Origin of the sequence: Cellulomonas edaphi (genome assembly GCF_030362815.1) — a bacterium.
In the GTDB taxonomy this organism is placed as follows: domain Bacteria; phylum Actinomycetota; class Actinomycetes; order Actinomycetales; family Cellulomonadaceae; genus Cellulomonas; species Cellulomonas edaphi.
This window is the reverse complement of the sequence record NZ_JAUCGR010000002.1, coordinates 63,885-80,617: the sequence shown is the minus strand read 5'-3', so window position 1 is coordinate 80,617 and position 16,733 is coordinate 63,885. Positions and strand designations below refer to the sequence as shown.

Annotated in this window: 16 protein-coding genes, 1 tRNA gene and 1 pseudogene; 11 read left to right on the top strand and 7 right to left on the bottom strand. The window is 71.2% G+C overall.

The annotated features are described in order from the left end of the window. Window positions 1–78: 78 nt before the first annotated feature. The 3 genes from QRT05_RS06605 to QRT05_RS06595 all read left to right on the top strand — a co-directional run bounded on the left by QRT05_RS06605 (window position 79) and on the right by QRT05_RS06595 (window position 5,086). Complete coding sequence (locus QRT05_RS06605) at window positions 79–2,568, top strand: sodium-translocating pyrophosphatase (protein WP_289447369.1); 2,490 nt, start codon at window positions 79–81, stop codon at window positions 2,566–2,568. Then, the gene (locus tag QRT05_RS06600) at window positions 2,565–3,611 is read left to right on the top strand and encodes a glycosyltransferase family protein (RefSeq protein WP_289446226.1); all 1,047 of its coding nucleotides are present in this window, start codon (window positions 2,565–2,567) and stop codon (window positions 3,609–3,611) included. The genes QRT05_RS06605 and QRT05_RS06600 overlap by 4 nt, the downstream gene beginning before the upstream one ends. 116 nt (window positions 3,612–3,727) lie before the next feature. Further along, window positions 3,728–5,086: a uracil-xanthine permease family protein gene (locus QRT05_RS06595; RefSeq protein ID WP_289446225.1), complete on the top strand. Its 1,359-nt coding sequence runs from the start codon at window positions 3,728–3,730 to the stop codon at window positions 5,084–5,086. An 88-nt stretch (window positions 5,087–5,174) separates the two neighbouring features. Here the strand turns inward: QRT05_RS06595 and QRT05_RS06590 are convergent, their stop codons facing one another. Next, complete coding sequence (locus QRT05_RS06590) at window positions 5,175–5,558, bottom strand: low temperature requirement protein A (RefSeq protein WP_289447368.1); 384 nt, start codon at window positions 5,556–5,558, stop codon at window positions 5,175–5,177. 49 nt (window positions 5,559–5,607) lie between these two features. After that, window positions 5,608–6,372 (bottom strand): annotated as a pseudogene (locus QRT05_RS15545) (low temperature requirement protein A); the annotation flags it as partial. A 133-nt stretch (window positions 6,373–6,505) separates the two neighbouring features. On the opposite strand from QRT05_RS15545, the gene QRT05_RS06580 reads away from it, so the two are divergent. From QRT05_RS06580 to QRT05_RS06570, 3 genes are read left to right on the top strand one after another with little or no spacing between them, the layout of a single operon-like run. Next, complete coding sequence (locus tag QRT05_RS06580; protein WP_289446222.1) at window positions 6,506–7,336, top strand: amino acid ABC transporter substrate-binding protein; 831 nt, start codon at window positions 6,506–6,508, stop codon at window positions 7,334–7,336. 27 nt (window positions 7,337–7,363) lie between these two features. Beyond that, window positions 7,364–8,032 (top strand): amino acid ABC transporter permease, encoded by a 669-nt coding sequence (locus QRT05_RS06575; RefSeq protein ID WP_289446219.1) that lies wholly within the window; start codon window positions 7,364–7,366, stop codon window positions 8,030–8,032. Beyond that, window positions 8,019–8,804 (top strand): amino acid ABC transporter ATP-binding protein, encoded by a 786-nt coding sequence (locus QRT05_RS06570; protein WP_289446217.1) that lies wholly within the window; start codon window positions 8,019–8,021, stop codon window positions 8,802–8,804. Before QRT05_RS06575 ends, QRT05_RS06570 begins: the two co-directional genes overlap by 14 nt. A 63-nt stretch (window positions 8,805–8,867) precedes the next feature. Here the strand turns inward: QRT05_RS06570 and QRT05_RS06565 are convergent, their stop codons facing one another. Then, on the bottom strand, window positions 8,868–9,827 hold the full coding sequence (locus QRT05_RS06565) for a manganese catalase family protein (RefSeq protein WP_289446215.1): 960 nt from the start codon (window positions 9,825–9,827) through the stop codon (window positions 8,868–8,870). A gap of 368 nt (window positions 9,828–10,195) precedes the next feature. Between QRT05_RS06565 and QRT05_RS06560 the strand changes: the two genes are divergently transcribed. Continuing rightward, window positions 10,196–10,711: a DUF1731 domain-containing protein gene (locus QRT05_RS06560; RefSeq protein ID WP_289446213.1), complete on the top strand. Its 516-nt coding sequence runs from the start codon at window positions 10,196–10,198 to the stop codon at window positions 10,709–10,711. A gap of 42 nt (window positions 10,712–10,753) precedes the next feature. After that, a complete protein-coding gene (locus tag QRT05_RS06555; protein WP_289446211.1) occupies window positions 10,754–12,502 on the top strand; it encodes a GAF domain-containing SpoIIE family protein phosphatase in 1,749 nt (582 codons plus the stop codon). A gap of 28 nt (window positions 12,503–12,530) precedes the next feature. On the opposite strand, the gene QRT05_RS06550 is transcribed toward QRT05_RS06555, so the two are convergent. Continuing rightward, window positions 12,531–12,896 carry a hypothetical protein gene (locus QRT05_RS06550; protein WP_289446209.1) on the bottom strand — a complete coding sequence of 122 codons (366 nt, stop codon included), beginning with the start codon at window positions 12,894–12,896 and terminating at the stop codon, window positions 12,531–12,533. Between the two features lie 237 nt (window positions 12,897–13,133). Here QRT05_RS06550 and QRT05_RS06545 point away from each other — a divergent pair, with 237 nt between their 5' ends. Both QRT05_RS06545 and QRT05_RS06540 read left to right on the top strand, forming a co-directional pair. Next, a complete protein-coding gene (locus tag QRT05_RS06545; RefSeq protein ID WP_289446207.1) occupies window positions 13,134–13,478 on the top strand; it encodes a sensor histidine kinase in 345 nt (114 codons plus the stop codon). Next, on the top strand, window positions 13,475–14,134 hold the full coding sequence (locus tag QRT05_RS06540) for a response regulator (protein WP_289446205.1): 660 nt from the start codon (window positions 13,475–13,477) through the stop codon (window positions 14,132–14,134). The genes QRT05_RS06545 and QRT05_RS06540 overlap by 4 nt, the downstream gene beginning before the upstream one ends. A gap of 196 nt (window positions 14,135–14,330) precedes the next feature. Here QRT05_RS06540 and QRT05_RS06535 read toward each other — a convergent pair whose 3' ends face one another. Further along, the gene (locus QRT05_RS06535) at window positions 14,331–14,843 is read right to left on the bottom strand and encodes a response regulator (RefSeq protein WP_289446203.1); all 513 of its coding nucleotides are present in this window, start codon (window positions 14,841–14,843) and stop codon (window positions 14,331–14,333) included. A 150-nt stretch (window positions 14,844–14,993) separates the two neighbouring features. On the opposite strand from QRT05_RS06535, the gene QRT05_RS06530 reads away from it, so the two are divergent. Then, window positions 14,994–15,362 (top strand): DUF1622 domain-containing protein, encoded by a 369-nt coding sequence (locus tag QRT05_RS06530; RefSeq protein WP_289446201.1) that lies wholly within the window; start codon window positions 14,994–14,996, stop codon window positions 15,360–15,362. A 33-nt stretch (window positions 15,363–15,395) separates the two neighbouring features. Here QRT05_RS06530 and QRT05_RS06525 read toward each other — a convergent pair whose 3' ends face one another. Further along, window positions 15,396–16,391 (bottom strand): FUSC family protein, encoded by a 996-nt coding sequence (locus QRT05_RS06525; protein WP_289446199.1) that lies wholly within the window; start codon window positions 16,389–16,391, stop codon window positions 15,396–15,398. 181 nt (window positions 16,392–16,572) lie between these two features. Then, window positions 16,573–16,655 (bottom strand) — tRNA-Leu (locus QRT05_RS06520). Window positions 16,656–16,733 lie beyond the last annotated feature (78 nt).

Sequence of the window (16,733 nt, the reverse complement as noted above, 5' to 3'; positions counted from 1 at the left end):
AGGGCGACTCGCGGCGCACCTAGTTTCCCAGGGACAGGACCGATGACGACCCCTGGGGACCCCGTGCACACCACCTCGATGCTCTGGTCAGCGCTCGCCACACCGTCGGGCGCGGCGCCGCCCGGATCCGGCCACGGGGGCGAGGCGAGCCTGGTGCTGCCGGACCTGGGCGCGGTCACCACGGTCGGCGGGTTCTCGGGTCGCGGACTGCTCGCGCTCGGGCTCGTCGTGTGCCTGATGGGCCTGGTGTTCGGGCTCGTGTCGTTCGTGCAGCTACGTCGCATGCCCGTGCACCAGACGATGCGCGAGGTCTCGGAGCTCATCTACTCGACGTGCAAGGCGTACCTGCTCCAGCAGGGAAAGTTCCTGGTGCTGCTGTGGGCCTTCATCGCCGCCGTGATCGTCGTGTACTACAAGGTGCTCGTCGGCTTCGAGTGGGGACGCGTGGCGATCGTCATCGCGTTCAGCCTCATCGGCATGGCGGGCTCGTACTCCGTGGCGTGGTTCGGCATCCGCGTCAACACATTCGCCAACTCTCGGACCGCGTACGCAGCGCTGCGCGGCAGGCCCCTGCCGCTGCACCGCGTCCCGCTGCGGTCGGGCATGTCGATCGGCATGGTGCTGATCAGCGTCGAGCTGCTGATGATGCTCGTCATCCTCCTGCTGCTGCCTGCGGACATCGCCGGCGCGTGCTTCATCGGGTTCGCCATCGGCGAGTCACTGGGCGCGGCGGCCCTGCGCATCGCGGGAGGCATCTTCACCAAGATCGCCGACATCGGGTCGGACCTCATGAAGATCGCCTTCAAGATCAAGGAGGACGACGCCCGCAACCCCGGCGTCATCGCGGACTGCACGGGCGACAACGCGGGTGACTCGGTGGGCCCCAGCGCCGACGGCTTCGAGACGTACGGCGTCACGGGCGTCGCCCTGGTCACGTTCGTCCTGCTGGGCGTCTCCGATCCCGGGGTCCAGGCGACCCTGCTCGTGTGGCTCTTCGTGCTGCGTGCCGTGATGATCGTCGCCTCCGGCGTCTCGTACCTCGCGAACGACACCTGGGCACGCCGCCGGTGGGCGAAGGCGGAGTCGATGGACTTCGAGGCGCCCCTGACGTCGCTCGTCTGGCTCACGTCCGGGGTGTGCATCGTGGCCGCGTACGGCACCACGTACCTCGTGCTGGGCACCGGCGCCACCGCGTCGCTGTGGTGGAAGCTGGCGACCATCGTCGCGTTCGGCACGCTCGCCGGTGCTCTCATCCCCGAGCTGGTCAAGGTCTTCACCTCGACGAGCAGCCGGCACGTCCGCGAGGTCGTCAAAAGCTCGCGCGAGGGCGGTCCGTCGCTCAACATCCTGTCGGGCCTGGTCGCGGGCAACTTCTCCGCGTACTGGCTGGGCATCGCGATCGTCGGGCTCATGGGCGGCGCCGCCCTCGTGGCCGAGCAGGGGCTCGACCAGATCATGGTCGCACCGGCCGTCTTCGCCTTCGGCCTCGTGGCGTTCGGGTTCCTCGGCATGGGCCCGGTCACGATCGCCGTCGACTCCTACGGGCCCGTGACGGACAACGCGCAGAGCGTGTACGAGCTGTCGATGATCGAGGACGTCGAAGGCATCGACGAGGAGCTGCTCGCGCTGCAGGGGTCGGAGCCGCAGTGGGCGCGCGCGAAGCAGATGCTCGAGGAGAACGACGGGGCGGGCAACACCTTCAAGGCGACCGCCAAGCCGGTGCTCATCGGCACCGCCGTGGTGGGTGCCACCACGATGATCTTCTCGATCATCATGGGCCTGACCGAGGGGCTCACCACGCAGGTGTCGAACCTCTCGCTCCTGCACCCGCCGTTCCTGCTCGGCCTGGTGACGGGCGGTGCCGTCATCTTCTGGTTCACCGGCGCATCCATCCAGGCCGTGACGACGGGCGCCTACCGCGCGGTCGAGTTCATCCGCACGAGCATCCGGCTCGACGGGCAGAGCAAGGCCAGCGAGGCGGACTCGCGCCGCGTGGTCGAGATCTGCACGCAGTACGCCCAGCAGGGCATGCTCACGATGTTCCTCGGGCTGTTCTTCGCGACCCTCGCGTTCGCCTTCGTCGAGCCGTTCTTCTTCATCGGCTACCTCGTCTCGATCGCGATCTTCGGCCTCTACCAGGCGATCTTCATGGCCAACGCGGGCGGGGCCTGGGACAACGCGAAGAAGATCGTCGAGGTCGACCTGCACGCCAAGGGCACCGCGCTGCACGACGCGACGATCGTGGGAGACACGGTCGGCGACCCGTACAAGGACACGTCGTCGGTGGCACTCAACCCGGTCATCAAGTTCACGACGCTGTTCGGGCTGCTCGCGGTCGACCTCGCCGTGAACCTGAACGACGACGGGCACGGTGGGCTCGTCGTCGGCCTCGCCGTGGTCTTCTTCCTCGCCTCCGCCTACTTCGTGCACCGGTCGTTCTCCGGCATGCGCATCGAGACCTCGCTCACCGACGACGAGCCGGCCGAGCTGGACGACGCTCCGCTGGACGACCCGGCCGGTACGACGGAGGACCTGACGCCGCTGGCCGAGGTCGCCCCCGTGCCATGAGGATCGCCGTCCGCTACGGTGACGTGCTCGTCGATCCCGACGGGCACGTCGCCGGGCACGACGCCGGTGCGACCCTTGTGCGTCGGCTGCTGCGGGTGTTCCCGCAGTCGATCCTGGTCGGCGAAGGGCCGCGCCGCTGCGACGGCTTCGACATGCTGCCCGTCGAGTTCCTCGACGCGACGGACACCGTCGTCGTCAACATGAACGTCGTGGACTCGGTGAGCGTCTGGCGCACCCTGGCCCGCACGTGCCCCGAGCCACGCCTGATGAACTTCGTCTGGTGGAACACCTCGCAGTTCGAGCACGACGTGGACCGCGCCGCGCTCGCCCTGTCGTGCGCCCTGTTCCCCACGTTCGCCAACTCGGAGCGCACCGCGCGCGAGGTCCGGGAGATCGTCGGCCGGTGGACCGTCCCCGCGATCGCCGAGAAGGCCCGCATCGCGTGGGTCAACCTCGGCATCCGGCTCGACCACCGGCACCCCCGCGAGGAGACGGACGTCCCGGTGGTCCTCTACCCGGCGATCTCGCTGTCGGCCCGCAAGCGGCCCGACCTCTTCGTCGAGGTCGTCGAGGCGGTCGCCCGGCGGACACCGCTGCGCGTCGAGGCGCGGCTGGTCGACTCGCACCTGGTCTCGGAGCGGGCGATGAGGCTCTCGACCCGCGACTGGGCCTGGGTCGGGCCCCTGACGGCAACCCGCGAGGACTACTGGGCGGCGCTGGCACGAACCACGGCGTTCCTGGCGACGGCCACCGAGGAGTCGTACGGGTTGGAGTACATCGAGGCGCTCGTCGCCGGGGCGGTGGGGGTGTTCCCCGACCGCCCGTGGGTGCACGCGATCCTCCCGGAGCACTACCCGCTCGTGTACCGCAGCACCGCCGAGGCGACCGCCATGCTGCTGCGCGCCGTGAGCGAGCCGGCGGCGTGCCGGTGGGCGATGGATGCGTGCGCCGGCGGGAGCTTCGCCCGCTGGCTGCGCGAACGGCACTCGGACGACCGGTTCGACGAGGAGCTGCGGGCCCGCGTGCACCACTGGTTCGGGTGACCGGGATGCCGGCGCGATCCCCTGCGGTGGTCCGACGGCGGGCCCAGTTGCTACGGTCCCGCTGGCCGCGCCGCCGCGCTGCCCCCTGGCCCGAGCCGCGACGACGAGGACGACCCATGAGCATCGGATGGAAGCTGCACGGCAACGGACGGACGATCCCCGCCGGCGAGGTGGTGGCGCCCGAGGAGCGCCTGAGCTGGCCGCGCACCATCGGCATCGGCATGCAGCACGTCGTCGCCATGTTCGGCGCGACCTTCCTGGTGCCGCTGCTGACGGGGTTCTCCCCCGCCACGACGCTGTTCTTCTCGGCCATCGGCACGGTCGTCTTCCTGCTCATCACCCGGAACCAGCTCCCGAGCTACCTCGGCTCCTCGTTCGCGTTCATCGCGCCGATCGCGGCCGCCACCGCCTCGGGCGGCCAGTCGGCGGCCCTCGGCGGGATCGTCGTGGTCGGTGCGCTGCTGGCCGTCGTCGGGCTCGTCGTGCACGTGGCGGGAACGGGGTGGATCAACGCCCTCATGCCGCCGGTGGTCACGGGCACGATCGTGGCGCTGATCGGGCTCAACCTCGCGCCGACCGCCTGGGGCACCTGCCAGCAGGACGTCGTCGACGGCGCGATCGTCGAGTCGTGCACCAACGGGTTCCGCGCCGCTCCCGTGACCGCGCTCGCCACGCTGCTCGCGATCATCCTGGTCACGGTCCTGTTCCGCGGCATCCTGGGGCGCCTGTCCATCCTGGTGGGCGTCCTCGTCGGCTACGGCGTGGCGACGCTCCGCGGCGAGGTCAGCTTCGACGGGGTCCGCAAGGCCGACTGGGTCGGCTTTCCCGACTTCGTCGGGCCGTCGTTCCACGTCTCCGTCCTCGGCCTGTTCGTGCCCGTTGTGCTCGTCCTGATCGCCGAGAACATCGGGCACGTGAAGTCGGTCGCAGCCATGACGGGTCGCGACCTCGACCCGCTGGCCGGCCGCGCTCTGCTGTCGGACGGCATCGCGACCGCCCTCGCCGGGCTCGGCGGCGGGTCGGGCACCACCACGTACGCCGAGAACATCGGTGTCATGGCCGCGACGAAGGTCTACTCGACTGCGGCGTACTGGGTCGCCGCCGCGACGGCGCTGGTGCTCTCGCTGTCGCCGAAGTTCGGCGAGGTCGTCGCGTCGATCCCCGCAGGCGTCCTGGGCGGGGCCACCACGGTGCTGTACGGGATGATCGGCGTCCTCGGTGCCCGCATCTGGGTCCAGAACCGCGTCGACTTCTCCGACCCCAAGAACCTCACGACGGCGGCAGTCGCGCTCGTCGTGGGTATCGCCAACTTCACGTGGGCACCGGGCGACCTCGTCTTCGGCGGCATCGCGCTCGGCACCGCCGCCGCCCTGGGGACCTACCACCTGATGCGGGTCCTCGAGACGTGGCGCGGCACCGGTCAGGAGCCCGCCTCCCCTGCGTCGGTCCCCGACGGCGCGACCGAGCGGCTGTAGGGCCGCGAGTCACGCGCCGCTCGCACCCGCCACCCGGCGCCACCACGACCCGCGCCCCGTCGTAGAAACGCACGGGGTCGGTGAGCGGTCAGGCGCCCGGCCGCGGCCGCAGCTCCGCGACCCGCGCGCCGATGGCGAAGACGTAGGCGACGCCGACGACCAGCGACAGCGCGCGCAGCGAGGGCATGCCCGCCAGGACCGGCACGAGCGCGACGAGGAGTGCCGCCTCGACCAGCCGCCGCCACACCCATCCCCTTCCCGCGGAGCGCACCAGCACCGTGACGCCGACGAGGTACACGGCGATCCCGACCGCGAGCGCTGCGGCCCCGAAGCCGCCGAGGTCCTCGCGCGAGTCGACGTGCGCCATGGCCTCCTCGATACCGACGGCGACGACGACGATCGAGGCGATGAGCACGTAGTGGAGGTACGTGTACGCGAGCGTCGCGTACTCGGACCGCGGGACGCCGCTCAGTCCGGCCCAGCCGGTGCTCGGCGTGGGGGGCCGCGGTCACGAAGTAGATCCACCACAGCAGGATCGCGAGCGCGATCGCGACGACGGCGCCGGCGATCACCGGCCAGCTCACCGGCAGGTGCGAGGCGCCCACGCCGATCGAGACCACCGACTCCCCGAGCGCGAGGATGACGACGAGCCCGTACCGCTCCGCCCAGTGCGTCGGCGAGTACAGCCGCCAGCTCCCGTGCCGCCCGGTGAGCAGCGTGAGCAGCACGTCGAGCGCGAAGGCCGCCAGCCATATCCAGGTCTGTGCGGGCTCCCCCACCACCGCGCCCACCACGAGCAGCGCCGTGGAGGGGACGATCGCCACGGCGGCTGTCAGGACGAGCTGCCGCCGCAGGCCCGGGTCACCGGCGGACGCCAGGACGTAGAGGAACCCGTGCACCACGCGCGCGACCATGTACGCGACCAGCAGCACCATCGGGCCGAACAGGCCGCCGGGCAGGTCGTGGAACGCCTCGGGGATCGCCAGCGTCGCCACGAACGCGGCGGCCATCGCCACCCCCATCCCGATCCGCAGCGGACCCTGGTCGGCGGGCGACTGGTTGGCCAGCCAGCTGTACGACGTCCAGGTCCACCACATGAAGCCCAGCACGGTGAGCGCCTGGACCACGCCGCGCGGGCTCTGGGTCTCGGTGAGCAGATGACTGACCTGGGTGAAGGCGAAGACGTAGACGAGGTCGAAGAACAGCTCGAAGGTGGTGACCCGGTGGTCCTCGGGGGTCGTGCGCAGGTTGGCCGACCACAGGTGACGGCGCAGCGGCTCGGACACGTGCGCAACCCTGCCAAACCGGTGTGGTGAGGTCCAGGGGCCGCGGCTCGCGACAGCTCGGGTCTTCCGCGGTCGCCTTCCGCGCGTCCCTGTAGTTGGCTGGCATCACTGCTACTGGACGGAGGACGGCGCGATGCGATCGAGGACTGCACGCAGGGGCGCGGCGATGCTCGTCGGCCTGGGCCTGCTGGTCGGCGCCTGCTCGTCGGGAGGATCGGGCGAGTCGGAGACGAGCGGGAGCGGCACGCCGGGCGCGGACACCTCGCTCGCCGACGTGAAGAAGGCGGGGGTCCTCGTCGTGGCCACCGAGGGCACCTACCGTCCGTTCTCGTTCCACGAGGGCGGCTCGGGCGACCTGACCGGGTTCGACGTCGACATCGCGCGCGCGGTCGGCGAGAAGCTCGGCGTCGACGTGAAGTTCGAGGAGACGCAGTGGGACGCGATCTTCGCAGGCCTGGATGCGGGCCGCTTCGACATGATCGCGAACCAGGTCACCCTCACGCCCGAGCGCATCGCGAAGTACACGTTCTCCACGCCGTACACGGTCTCGACCGGCGTCCTGGTGGTGCGGTCCGACAACACGTCGATCTCCTCCTTCGACGACCTCAAGGGCAAGACGTCGGCGCAGTCGCTGACGAGCGTCTGGTCCGACCTGGCCAAGGAGCACGGCGCGACCGTCGAGGCGGTGGAGGGCTGGGCGCAGGCCGTCGCGCTCGTCGAGCAGAAGCGTGTGGACGCGACGATCAACGACAAGCTCACCTACCTCGACTACACGACGACGGAGAACGCGTCGGGGATCAAGACGGTCGCGGAGACCGACGACACGTCGCAGAGCGCGTTCCCCTTCGCGAAGGGGAGCGACTCGCTCGTCGGCGCCGTCAACGACGCGCTCGCCGAACTGTCGGCGGACGGCACCCTCGCGGAGATCTCGACGAAGTACTTCGGTGAAGACGTCACGCACTGATTTGGCGCACCGCGGCGGGCGGCTCTGATGGACCAGAGCTCGTGGGAGCTGTTCGTCGCCTCGCTGCGCCCGCTGGTGGTCGCGGCGGTCACCGCGACCATCCCCCTCGCCCTGATCTCGTTCGCCGGCGGACTCGCGCTCGCGCTGGTGCTGGCCCTCATGCGGCTGTCCAGCCGCCGGTGGCTCTCGGGCGTGGCGCGCGCGTACATCTCCGTCGTGCGCGGCACCCCGCTGCTGGTGCAGCTGTTCGTGATCTTCTACGGGCTGCCGTCGGTCGGAGTGGTCATCCCTCCGTGGCCCAGCGCGATCCTGGCGTTCGTCATCAACGTCGGCGGCTACGCGGCCGAGATCATCCGTGCCGCGATCCTGTCCGTGCCCAAGGGCCAGTGGGAGGCGGCCTACATGGTCGGCATGTCTCGCTCCGTGGCGCTGCGGCGGATCATCCTGCCGCAGGCCGCGCGCGTGTCGGTGCCCCCGCTGTCCAACACGTTCATCAGCCTGGTCAAGGACACCTCGCTCGCCTCGCTCATTCTCGTCACGGAGATGTTCCGTGAGGCGCAGCGCATCGCGGCGTTCAGCCAGGAGTTCATGCTGCTCTACATCGAGGCGGGGCTCATCTACTGGCTCATCTGCCTGGTGCTCTCGTCGCTGCAGAGCGCCTTGGAGACACGATTGGACCGGTATGTCGCCCATTGAACCCACCGTTCCCGCGGGCACTCCCCTGCTCGACGTCGTCGGGCTGCGCAAGAGCTTCGGCTCCACCGAGGTGCTGCGCTCGGTGGACCTGTCCGTCAGCGCCGGGCAGGTGCTCGCCATCATCGGGCCGTCGGGCTCCGGCAAGACGACCGCGCTGCGCTGCCTGAACGGGCTCGAGGTCGCCGACGGCGGGACGATCACCATCGGGCGCGCCCCGACGGTCGACTTCGGCGTCACCCCGTCCAAGGCCCAGCTCGCGAGCCTGCGCGACCAGTCGGCCATGGTGTTCCAGCACTACAACCTGTTCCCCCACAAGACGGCCATCGAGAACATCATCGAAGGACCCCTCGTCGTCCAGCGCCGACCGGAGGCGGAGGTGCGCGCCGAGGCGCTCGAGCTGTTGGAGCGCGTGGGGCTCGCCGACAAGCGCGACACCTACCCGTTCGAGCTGTCCGGCGGGCAGCAGCAGCGCGTCGGCATCGTCCGGGCGCTCGCGCTGCGCCCGCGGCTGCTGCTGTTCGACGAGCCGACCTCCGCCCTGGACCCCGAGCTCGTCGGCGACGTGCTCGGGCTCATCAAGGAGCTGGCGCTCGAGGGCTGGACGATGGTGATCGTCACGCACGAGCTGCAGTTCGCCCGCGAGGTCGCGCACGAGGTGGCGTTCATCGACGGCGGGACTGTCGTCGAGCGAGGGCGCCCCGACCAGCTGCTGCGCGAGCCGCAGCACGAGCGGACGCGGCAGTTCCTGCGTCGGCTCTTGCACCCGTTCTGAGGCGGACGGGGCAGGCGACCGGACCGACCGCCGATCGTCGGCGGCCGGTCCGGTCTGCTCGCGTCAGCTGGTAGGCGGGATGGGCCCGTACAAGGGCTGCACCTCGGCCATCTCGATGTCGGCCGTCGCCTGGATGAGCGCGAGCAGCTCGGGATCCAGGCCGGGGCTGAACTCCTCGAACCGCTCCTCGGCGATGGTCGACGGCACGCCCGCGGGCGCCTGCTCGCTCGCGTCGAGCTGCGTGCCGTCCTTGGACGGCGACATGCCCTGGAAGATCCGCCCGGCCTCGGACGAGGCGGTCAGGTCGAAGCTGTACTGCTTGCTCTGCAGCCCGAGGTCCACGAGCTTCTTGACCTCGGGGAACTTCTCCGCGTTGGTCTTCGGGATGGGCAGCACCTTGGCCCAGTCCACGCCGAGCGTCTCGAGGGCGCGCGCGTAGGCGTTCTCGTGCGCCTGGTCCCGGACGATGAGGTAGGCGATCGTCGACCGCGCCGACTTGTTGTCCGTCATCTCGTAGATCCGGCACTTCTGCAGCCGGCCGGTCGACTCGAGCATGAGGTTGTAGAGCAGGTCGAGCACGAGGTTGCCCGAGTTGTAGACGTACGAGCCGCTCCACGGGTTGCCGGCCGCGTCCACCGGCAGCGCGCCCTGCGACGCCACGAGGTAGTGGTGGATGTTGCTCTGGTCGAGCGCCATCCGCAGCGGGATGTCACCCCCGGAACCCGGCTCGTCGAGCGGGTCGGTCTTCTTGCCGTTGTAGCGGGGCGAACCGTCGAGCAGGCGGGCGATGGTGGTGCCGATCAGCTCGACGTGGCTGATCTCCTCGGTGCCGATCCCCTGCAGCAGGTCGCGGTACGGCTTGGCGGCCGGGCCGCGGAAGTTGATGCTCTGGAACAGGTACTGCATCATCGTGCGCATCTCGCCGAACTGGCCGCCGAGACCCTCCTGCAGGGCGTTGGCGGCAGCCGGGTCCGGCTCGTCCGCGGCGATCTCGTTGATCAGGCGCTGTACGTGCAGGTACATGAATGCTCCCTCGGTCGTCAGGGGGGCAGCGTTGCCCCCGGGCTTGCTCTGGTGGTGCGACGGCGCACTGCAACGACGCGGAGGGCGTCGGCTGGCGTCGAGCGCATCTGCGCTGCGCGACCACCCGGCAGCGTTTCTTGTCCCGGGGCGCAGGGCCCCGATCGAACGGGGCAGTTCTCGGACCGTATGCCAGTCCTTGTGGGCTTGCGACCGGAAGGGAGGCCCGGGCGGCGCCGTGCCGACCGCCGGCGCTCGACGACGGGGTCTGGCTGCAGGCGAGCACGCTCGCGCTGTTCGGTGACGCGAGGGAGACGCTGGTCACGGAGGACACGCCCGTCCCTGTCGACGGACCGCCGCAGATGACGGGCGTGGCGACGGCATGGGAGGCCGCCTCCGCGGGCGCGCGAGCGGATCGCCAGGTGGTGCTTCGTACGAGCATCGTGCTCGACCGCGACACCCCCGCGCTCGGCCGGTTGGCCGGGCTGGCGCGCTGGGGTCTGGGCGGCCGGGTGGGGAGCGGACGACAGTGGTTCAGCTGGCTCCACATCGACGACTGGCTGCGGATCGCGCACTGGGCGCTCGGCGACGACGCGGCGGATCTCGACCTCCCCGCGGCCCCGCCCCCGTCAGGCGTCCTGGTCGCCACCGCGCCGCAGCCCGTCCGCAACGCCGAGCTCATGGCGACGCTCCGGTCCGTGGTGCACCGACCACCCGCGCCACCGACGCCGGAGTGGGTCGTGCGCGTGGGCAGCATCGCGCTGCGTACCGATCCCGGCCTCGGGCTGACCGGACGCCGCGCGATCTCGACGCGTCTGACCGACGCCGGGTTCACGTTCCGGCACCCCGACCTGCGCGAGGCGCTGGAGGACCTGCTGGCGCGCTGATCGCTGGCCGACATAGGGAAGTATGCGTCTGTGAGCGATGCCATGGATGGACCCGTCGGGCGCTCCGACGAGGGGTACGAACGCTTCGCACGCCTCGCGCGACGCATGCTCGATGCACCCGTCTCGCTCGTGTCCTTCGTCGACGAGGCCGGGCAGGTCTTCCCGGGCGCCGTCGGGCTCCCCGAACCGTGGCAGTCGCGCCGCGGCACGGGCCTGGCGCACTCGTTCTGCCAGTACGTCGTCCGCTCCGACGAGCCGCTCGTCGTCACGGACGCACGGCAGGTCGACTTCCTGGCGGACAACCTCGCCATCCCCGACCTGCACGCCATCGCGTACGCGGGCTTCCCGCTCCACGACGGGACAGGCGCCGCCGTGGGCAGCTTGTGCGCGATCGACGACCGACCGCGACGCTGGACCGACGACGAGCTCTCCGCCCTGTCCGACCTCGCGCAAGCATGCTCGGCAGAGGTCACGTTGCGCTCCCAGCAGGAGCGCGCCCGGCGTGCCCAGCACGACGCCCGCCTCGCTGCACGGCATGCTCGCCTGCTGCTGCTGATGGCCGAAGAGCTCGCGGACACCACGACGGTCGACGAGGTCCTCGACGCGGTGCAGCGTCTGGCGCGCACCGTGCTGGGCGTCGATCGCAGCGCTGTGGCCATGATCGAGGCGCACCGGTTGCACTGGGTACGCCACGACGAGGTCGCGGGTGTCCAGGACAGCGCGTGGGCTCCCGTGTCGATGTCGGACCGGCGCTGGCCGTCGGTGGTCGTCGCCGCGAGCCGACAGGCTCTGTTCTTCGAGGACGGCGACGTCCTGGCCGAGCAGTTTCCTGTGCTTGCCGGCGCGGGCGGTGCCGGGGCGATGGCCCTGCTCCCCATCGCGACACAGCACCGGCAGATCGGTGTGCTGCTGCTGCGCTGGCAGCTGGCCCGGGCGTTCACCGACGACCTCCTCCCGGTCAAGCAGGCGCTCGCGTCCTACGCCGCGCTCGCCCTTGAGCGCGCCCAGCTTCTCGACCACCGTCGCGAGGTCGCCCACGTGCTCCAGGAGGCCATGCTCACCGAGCTCCCTCGGATCGACGGGCTCGAGCTGTCGTCCAGCTACGTCCCGGCTGAGGCGGGCGAACGCGTGGGGGGTGACTGGTACGACGTCCTCGATCTCGGCGATCGCGGCGTCGCGATCTCGATGGGGGACGTCACCGGTCACGACCTGCGCGCCGCCTCGCTCATGGGCCAGCTCCGCTCCCTGTGGCGTGCGTTCGCGTGGGTGTTCGCGCGCCCGCCGTCGGCGATCGCGCAGCTCGTCGACCAGGCCAACACCGGCGCCCGGGTAGGGGCCACGGCATCCATGATCGTCGCGCACCTCGACCCGCCCGACCCGTCGGGCGCCCGCCGGTTGCAGTGGTCGAACGCGGGGCACCTCCCCCCGCTCGTGCGCCGTGCCGATGGCGACGCCGAGCTGCTCGAGGCGCGCGGCGACCTGCTGGTCGGGTTCGCGCCGGACACCGAGCGGCACGACCATGAGGTGACGCTGCGACCCGGGGACGCCCTGGTCCTGTTCACCGACGGGCTCGTCGAACGTCGAACGGGGAACCTGCGCGACGCGTTGAGCCGGCTGCCACGACGCGCTGACGACGTCGCGGGCTTCGACGCCTCCTCGCTCGTCGCGACGCTGACCGCCGACTCCGAGCGGCACGACGACGTCGCCGTCCTGGTGGTCCGGCTCCTGCCTGTCGACGGATCGCTGCCGCCCGCACCGGCGAGGGATCGAGCCGAGCCGCCGACCGGCTGAACGCCTGGAGCCGGGCATGGGACCGGTTTCAGGCCGCCACCTCGACCGTGCCGCGGGTGCCCCACGAGGCGGCCGCCTTGCGGAAGGTCGCGATCGAGTACCAGCGCAGGCCGCGAAGGAACGTGGCCTGCCACAGGCCGAGCAGCGGGGCGGTTGCGTAGACCGCGACGCGCTGGGCCGTGCTCTGATCACTGCGGCGCAGGGTGAGGTACGGCGTCATGATGACCAGCTGGAGTCCGAGCACGACGAGCAGCGACTGCCCGACGACGTGCCAGCTGAGCAGCGTGCCCGAGAGCACCAGGTAGAGGAACAGTCCGCTGACCGCGCCGTACTGCATCCACCGCGCGGTGTGGTTCCACCAGGCGAAGCGGTCGACGGGCAGGTAGCGGGGCACGCCAGGCGGAACGCACCGTCGAGCCGCGCATCCAGCGCAGCTGCTGCCGCCGGTGATGAGAGAGCTTGGTCGGCATGAGCGAGAACGAGAACGCGGACGGCTGGGCGACGGTCTTGCCTGCACGCAGGGCGAACAAGGTCAGCAGCGAGTCGTCGGAGGCGTGCATCGGCTTGCCGAACAGGCCTGGCTCGCCAGTCGTTGTCGGAGGTCAGCACCCTCGTCGACGACGTCCGCGCTGTGGGGCAGCCGATCGACCTCCGGCTGACCACTGCGGGGCGCCAGCCGCCCGACCTCGCGGAGCGGACGGCGGTCCGCGTCGTGCGCGAGTCGTTGACCAACGCCGCCAGGCACGCGCCCGGCGCCCCCACGGTGGTGGAGATCGAGGACGGGCCGGGCGTGCTGGTGGTCGAGGTGAGGAACGCCGCCCCGACCCGCCCGCCGGCGCAGGTGCTGACGACGGGAGGCCACGGGCTGACGGGCATGCAGGAGCGGGTCCGGATGGTCGGAGGAGAGTGGGCCTGCGGGCCGACTGCCGCGGGCGGCTTCATCGTCCGCGCCGTGCTGCCGAGGGGGGAACGATGACACGCGTCGTGGTGGTCGACGACGAGGAGCTGTTCCGGTCCGGGCTCGCGGAGCTGCTGGGCGCGACGCCCGACCTGGACGTGGTCGGGCAGGCGGCCGACGGTCGCGAGGCCATCGCCCAGGTCCAGGCGCACCATCCGGACGTGGTGCTGCTGGACGTGCAGATGCCGGTGATGAACGGCTTGGAGGCACTGGGCGAGCTGCGTCGCACCGCACCGACGACGGCCGTCGTGATGCTCACGAGCTTCCAGTACGACGAGTACATCGTCCCCGCCCTGCGTGCGGGCGCGGCCGGCTACCTGCTCAAGGACTCGTCCGCCGACGAGCTCCGCCGAGGAATACGCGCTGCCGCGGACGGCGGGGCCCCCATGTCTCCCCTGGCGTTGCGACGGCTGCTCGACGTCGTCGGGGACCGGCTCGACCCCGCCGGCTCGGGCGCGGCCGCGCTGGTGGCCGGCCTGAGCGAGCGTGAGCGCGAGGTGCTCGGCTGCGTCGCGGCGGGCATGACGAACGGCGAGATCGCACGGCACCTCTACATGGCGGAGACGACGGTGAAGACGCATCTCGCCCACTCGATGACCAAGCTCGGCGTCGCCAACCGCACCCAGGCGGCGATCGTGGCGCACGACGCCCGGCTGCCGCTCCCGTCCGCCTAGGTGCCAGGCACGCTCGTCCCTCACGCTCGATCGGGTCGGGCCCGCGAGGCGTCGCAGACGGTCGGCGTCGCCCCGCACGTCGCCTGAGACGTGGGCGCGCGCGATCCGGGACTTGCCCGAGCTCGGCCGAGCAGTCTGGGCGCACCGCGGTCTCGGACGGAGGCCGGGAAGCCCGTGCGCTCACGCGACGCCACGCTTATGCGCCGCCGTCTCCGCGGGGCGCGTCCCCCGGACCGCTCGTGCGGCGCGCCTCGTGCTCGCCCAGTGTCAGGTGCCGAGGCAGTCGTGCCGTGCGCAGGTAGAACTCGTCGAGCTTGCGCACCTTGGCGGCGAACTCGTCCCAGTGCAGCGGCTTGGTGATGTAGGCGTTCGCGCCGGCGGCATAGGCACGAGCGACGTCGACCTCCTCGTCGGACGTCGTCAGGATGACCACCGGAAGCGCGCGCCAGGCCGTCTCGGCGCGGACCTGCTCGAGCACCTCACCCCCGGAACGCAGGGGCAGGTTGAGGTCCAGCAGCATCAGGGTGGGGCGTGGCGCGTCGACGTACTCGCCTTCGCGGCGGAGGTAGGCGAGTGCGGCTGCACCGTCGTCGACGATCGTGAGTGCGTCGATGGCGCTGTGCTCCTCGAAGACCTCACGGATCAGCAGCTGGTCGCCGGGGTCGTCTTCGACGACGAGCACCGAGAGGGCCGGCAACGTCAGTGGCATGTCAGCAGTCTGTGCAACCGGCGGGGCCCTGAGTACCTCCCTAGGGGTGTGGACGGCGCGGCCGGGCCGCTATGCGCGGGGCCACCGCAGGTGTGCGGAGACCCGACATCCTGGATGCTCGACTCCTCACGTCGACCCCGAGGAGATCTCATGACGTTCGCCGAGACCGTCGAGGACGTCGGCCGAGTGATCGACGGCGCGGGCGTGGCGATCATCGCCATCGGCGCCGTGGCCGCCGGTGTCGCCACGTGCGTCCGGCTGGTGCGGCACGAACCAGACGTCTACCGGAGGTTCCGCCAGCAGCTCGGTCGATCGATCCTGCTGGGGCTCGAGCTGCTGGTCGCCGCCGACATCATCCGAACGGTCGCCGTCACACCCACGCTGCAGAGCGTCGGCGTCCTCGCCGGGATCGTGCTCATCCGGACGTTCCTCAGCTTCACCCTCGAGCTGGAGATCACGGGCCGCTGGCCGTGGCAGAAGAAGCCGTCGACCCTTCCGTACGCCGGCGACCAGGGCTGACGGGTCGGGCGGCCGCGGGCGCCCCGCACCACGTCAGCCTGCCGACGCGCGCGGCCGGACCGACTGCCGAGCGACCCACGACGCCAGGAGCGCCAGGGCGATGCCGACGAGGGTCTGGCCGGTCCGTTCGAGGAACCAGTACGACGAGCTCTGTCCGCCGTCCGCGAGGAGCAGGGACAGGACGAGGGTGGTGGTGAACGCAGGTGTCACGTACCACCGGCTGCCGAGCGTGGCCGCCGCGCAGGCGAGCGTCACCGCGGCGAGCGCGCCGATGAGCGCGTTCGACGGGTGGACCGCGGCGAGGCCGCAGGCGACCAGCGAGCCGGCCAGCACCGAGACGGCGCGTCCGGTCGCCCGTGCGTGCAGCGCGTCGGTGTCTGGGCGACTCACGAGCAACGCGGCGATCACCGGCCACCCGGGGTGGTCGAGCCCACTGGCGAACCCGAGCGCGGCGGCTGCGGCCGCGGCCGACCCGATCTGCACCCCGTACCGCAGCGCCACGGCCCGCGGCGGCGGAGTACGTCGAGGACGCGAGCCCGCCGGGCGCGACGGCCACAGCAGCGAGACGGCCCAGGCGTACGACGATCCCGCCATGATGAGCCCCGCCGCGACGAGACCGTCCCGGGGACCGGACTCACTCAGCCCGGCTCCGACGAGGGGCAGCCCCAGCGTCAAGGACATGGGTGCCAGGCGCCGGGCCGGAGAGGAGCTCGCCACGGCGGTCGCCACCGCGAGAGCGAAGATCGAGACGACGGCGAGCGCAGGGGTGCCCGCGACCAGCGAGCCGAGGAAGATCGAGAACCCGGCGACAAGGCCGACGAGCAGGACGAACACCCGCTCGCGGCGAGCTGGGCGCAGCGGCACCAGCGTCGCGGGAATCACCCCGACGGCGACGGCCAGCCCGGCGAGCGGGTCGTGGGGCGCCACCAGCACGGCGGGCAGGGCGTAGACGAGCCCGAGACCCGCTTGTCCCCACGACCACGCGACGGGCGGCGCGAGCTCGTCGGCACGCGGGGACGGTGGTGTCACCTGCCCATTGTCGACGGTCATCGCCGCCGCAGGGCGACGAGTGCGACATGCGCCGTGGGACAGCCGCGCCGCGGCGACCGGGGCTGACGCACGTTCGGATCGTGCCGAGCGCCCATGGGAACGACGACGAAGGCCCCCGATCGGCGGGATCGGGGGCCTTCGTCGTCGCTGTCTCAACGAGTGTCCGGAGGGGGACTTGAACCCCCACGCCCGTTAGGGCACTAGCACCTCAAGCTAGCGCGTCTGCCATTCCGCCACCCGGACAGGTGGACCACCGGAGGCCCGTAGGCCTCCCGAGGTGCGGCAGAAAAGATAGCACGGCGCGGCAGTCGGGCACGCATC

Excerpts from the sequence above, each read along its gene's own strand:
- QRT05_RS06605 (WP_289447369.1), top strand. The coding sequence starts at position 79 with ATGCTCTGGTCAGCGCTCGCCACACCGTCGGGCGCGGCGCCGCCCGGA.
- QRT05_RS06565 (WP_289446215.1), bottom strand. The coding sequence starts at position 9,827 with ATGTACCTGCACGTACAGCGCCTGATCAACGAGATCGCCGCGGACGAG.
- QRT05_RS06555 (WP_289446211.1), top strand. The coding sequence starts at position 10,754 with ATGGATGGACCCGTCGGGCGCTCCGACGAGGGGTACGAACGCTTCGCA.
- QRT05_RS06600 (WP_289446226.1), top strand. The coding sequence starts at position 2,565 with ATGAGGATCGCCGTCCGCTACGGTGACGTGCTCGTCGATCCCGACGGG.
- QRT05_RS06580 (WP_289446222.1), top strand. The coding sequence starts at position 6,506 with ATGCGATCGAGGACTGCACGCAGGGGCGCGGCGATGCTCGTCGGCCTG.
- QRT05_RS06535 (WP_289446203.1), bottom strand. The coding sequence starts at position 14,843 with ATGCCACTGACGTTGCCGGCCCTCTCGGTGCTCGTCGTCGAAGACGAC.
- QRT05_RS06530 (WP_289446201.1), top strand. The coding sequence starts at position 14,994 with ATGACGTTCGCCGAGACCGTCGAGGACGTCGGCCGAGTGATCGACGGC.
- QRT05_RS06575 (WP_289446219.1), top strand. The coding sequence starts at position 7,364 with ATGGACCAGAGCTCGTGGGAGCTGTTCGTCGCCTCGCTGCGCCCGCTG.
- QRT05_RS06570 (WP_289446217.1), top strand. The coding sequence starts at position 8,019 with ATGTCGCCCATTGAACCCACCGTTCCCGCGGGCACTCCCCTGCTCGAC.
- QRT05_RS06540 (WP_289446205.1), top strand. The coding sequence starts at position 13,475 with ATGACACGCGTCGTGGTGGTCGACGACGAGGAGCTGTTCCGGTCCGGG.
- QRT05_RS06595 (WP_289446225.1), top strand. The coding sequence starts at position 3,728 with ATGAGCATCGGATGGAAGCTGCACGGCAACGGACGGACGATCCCCGCC.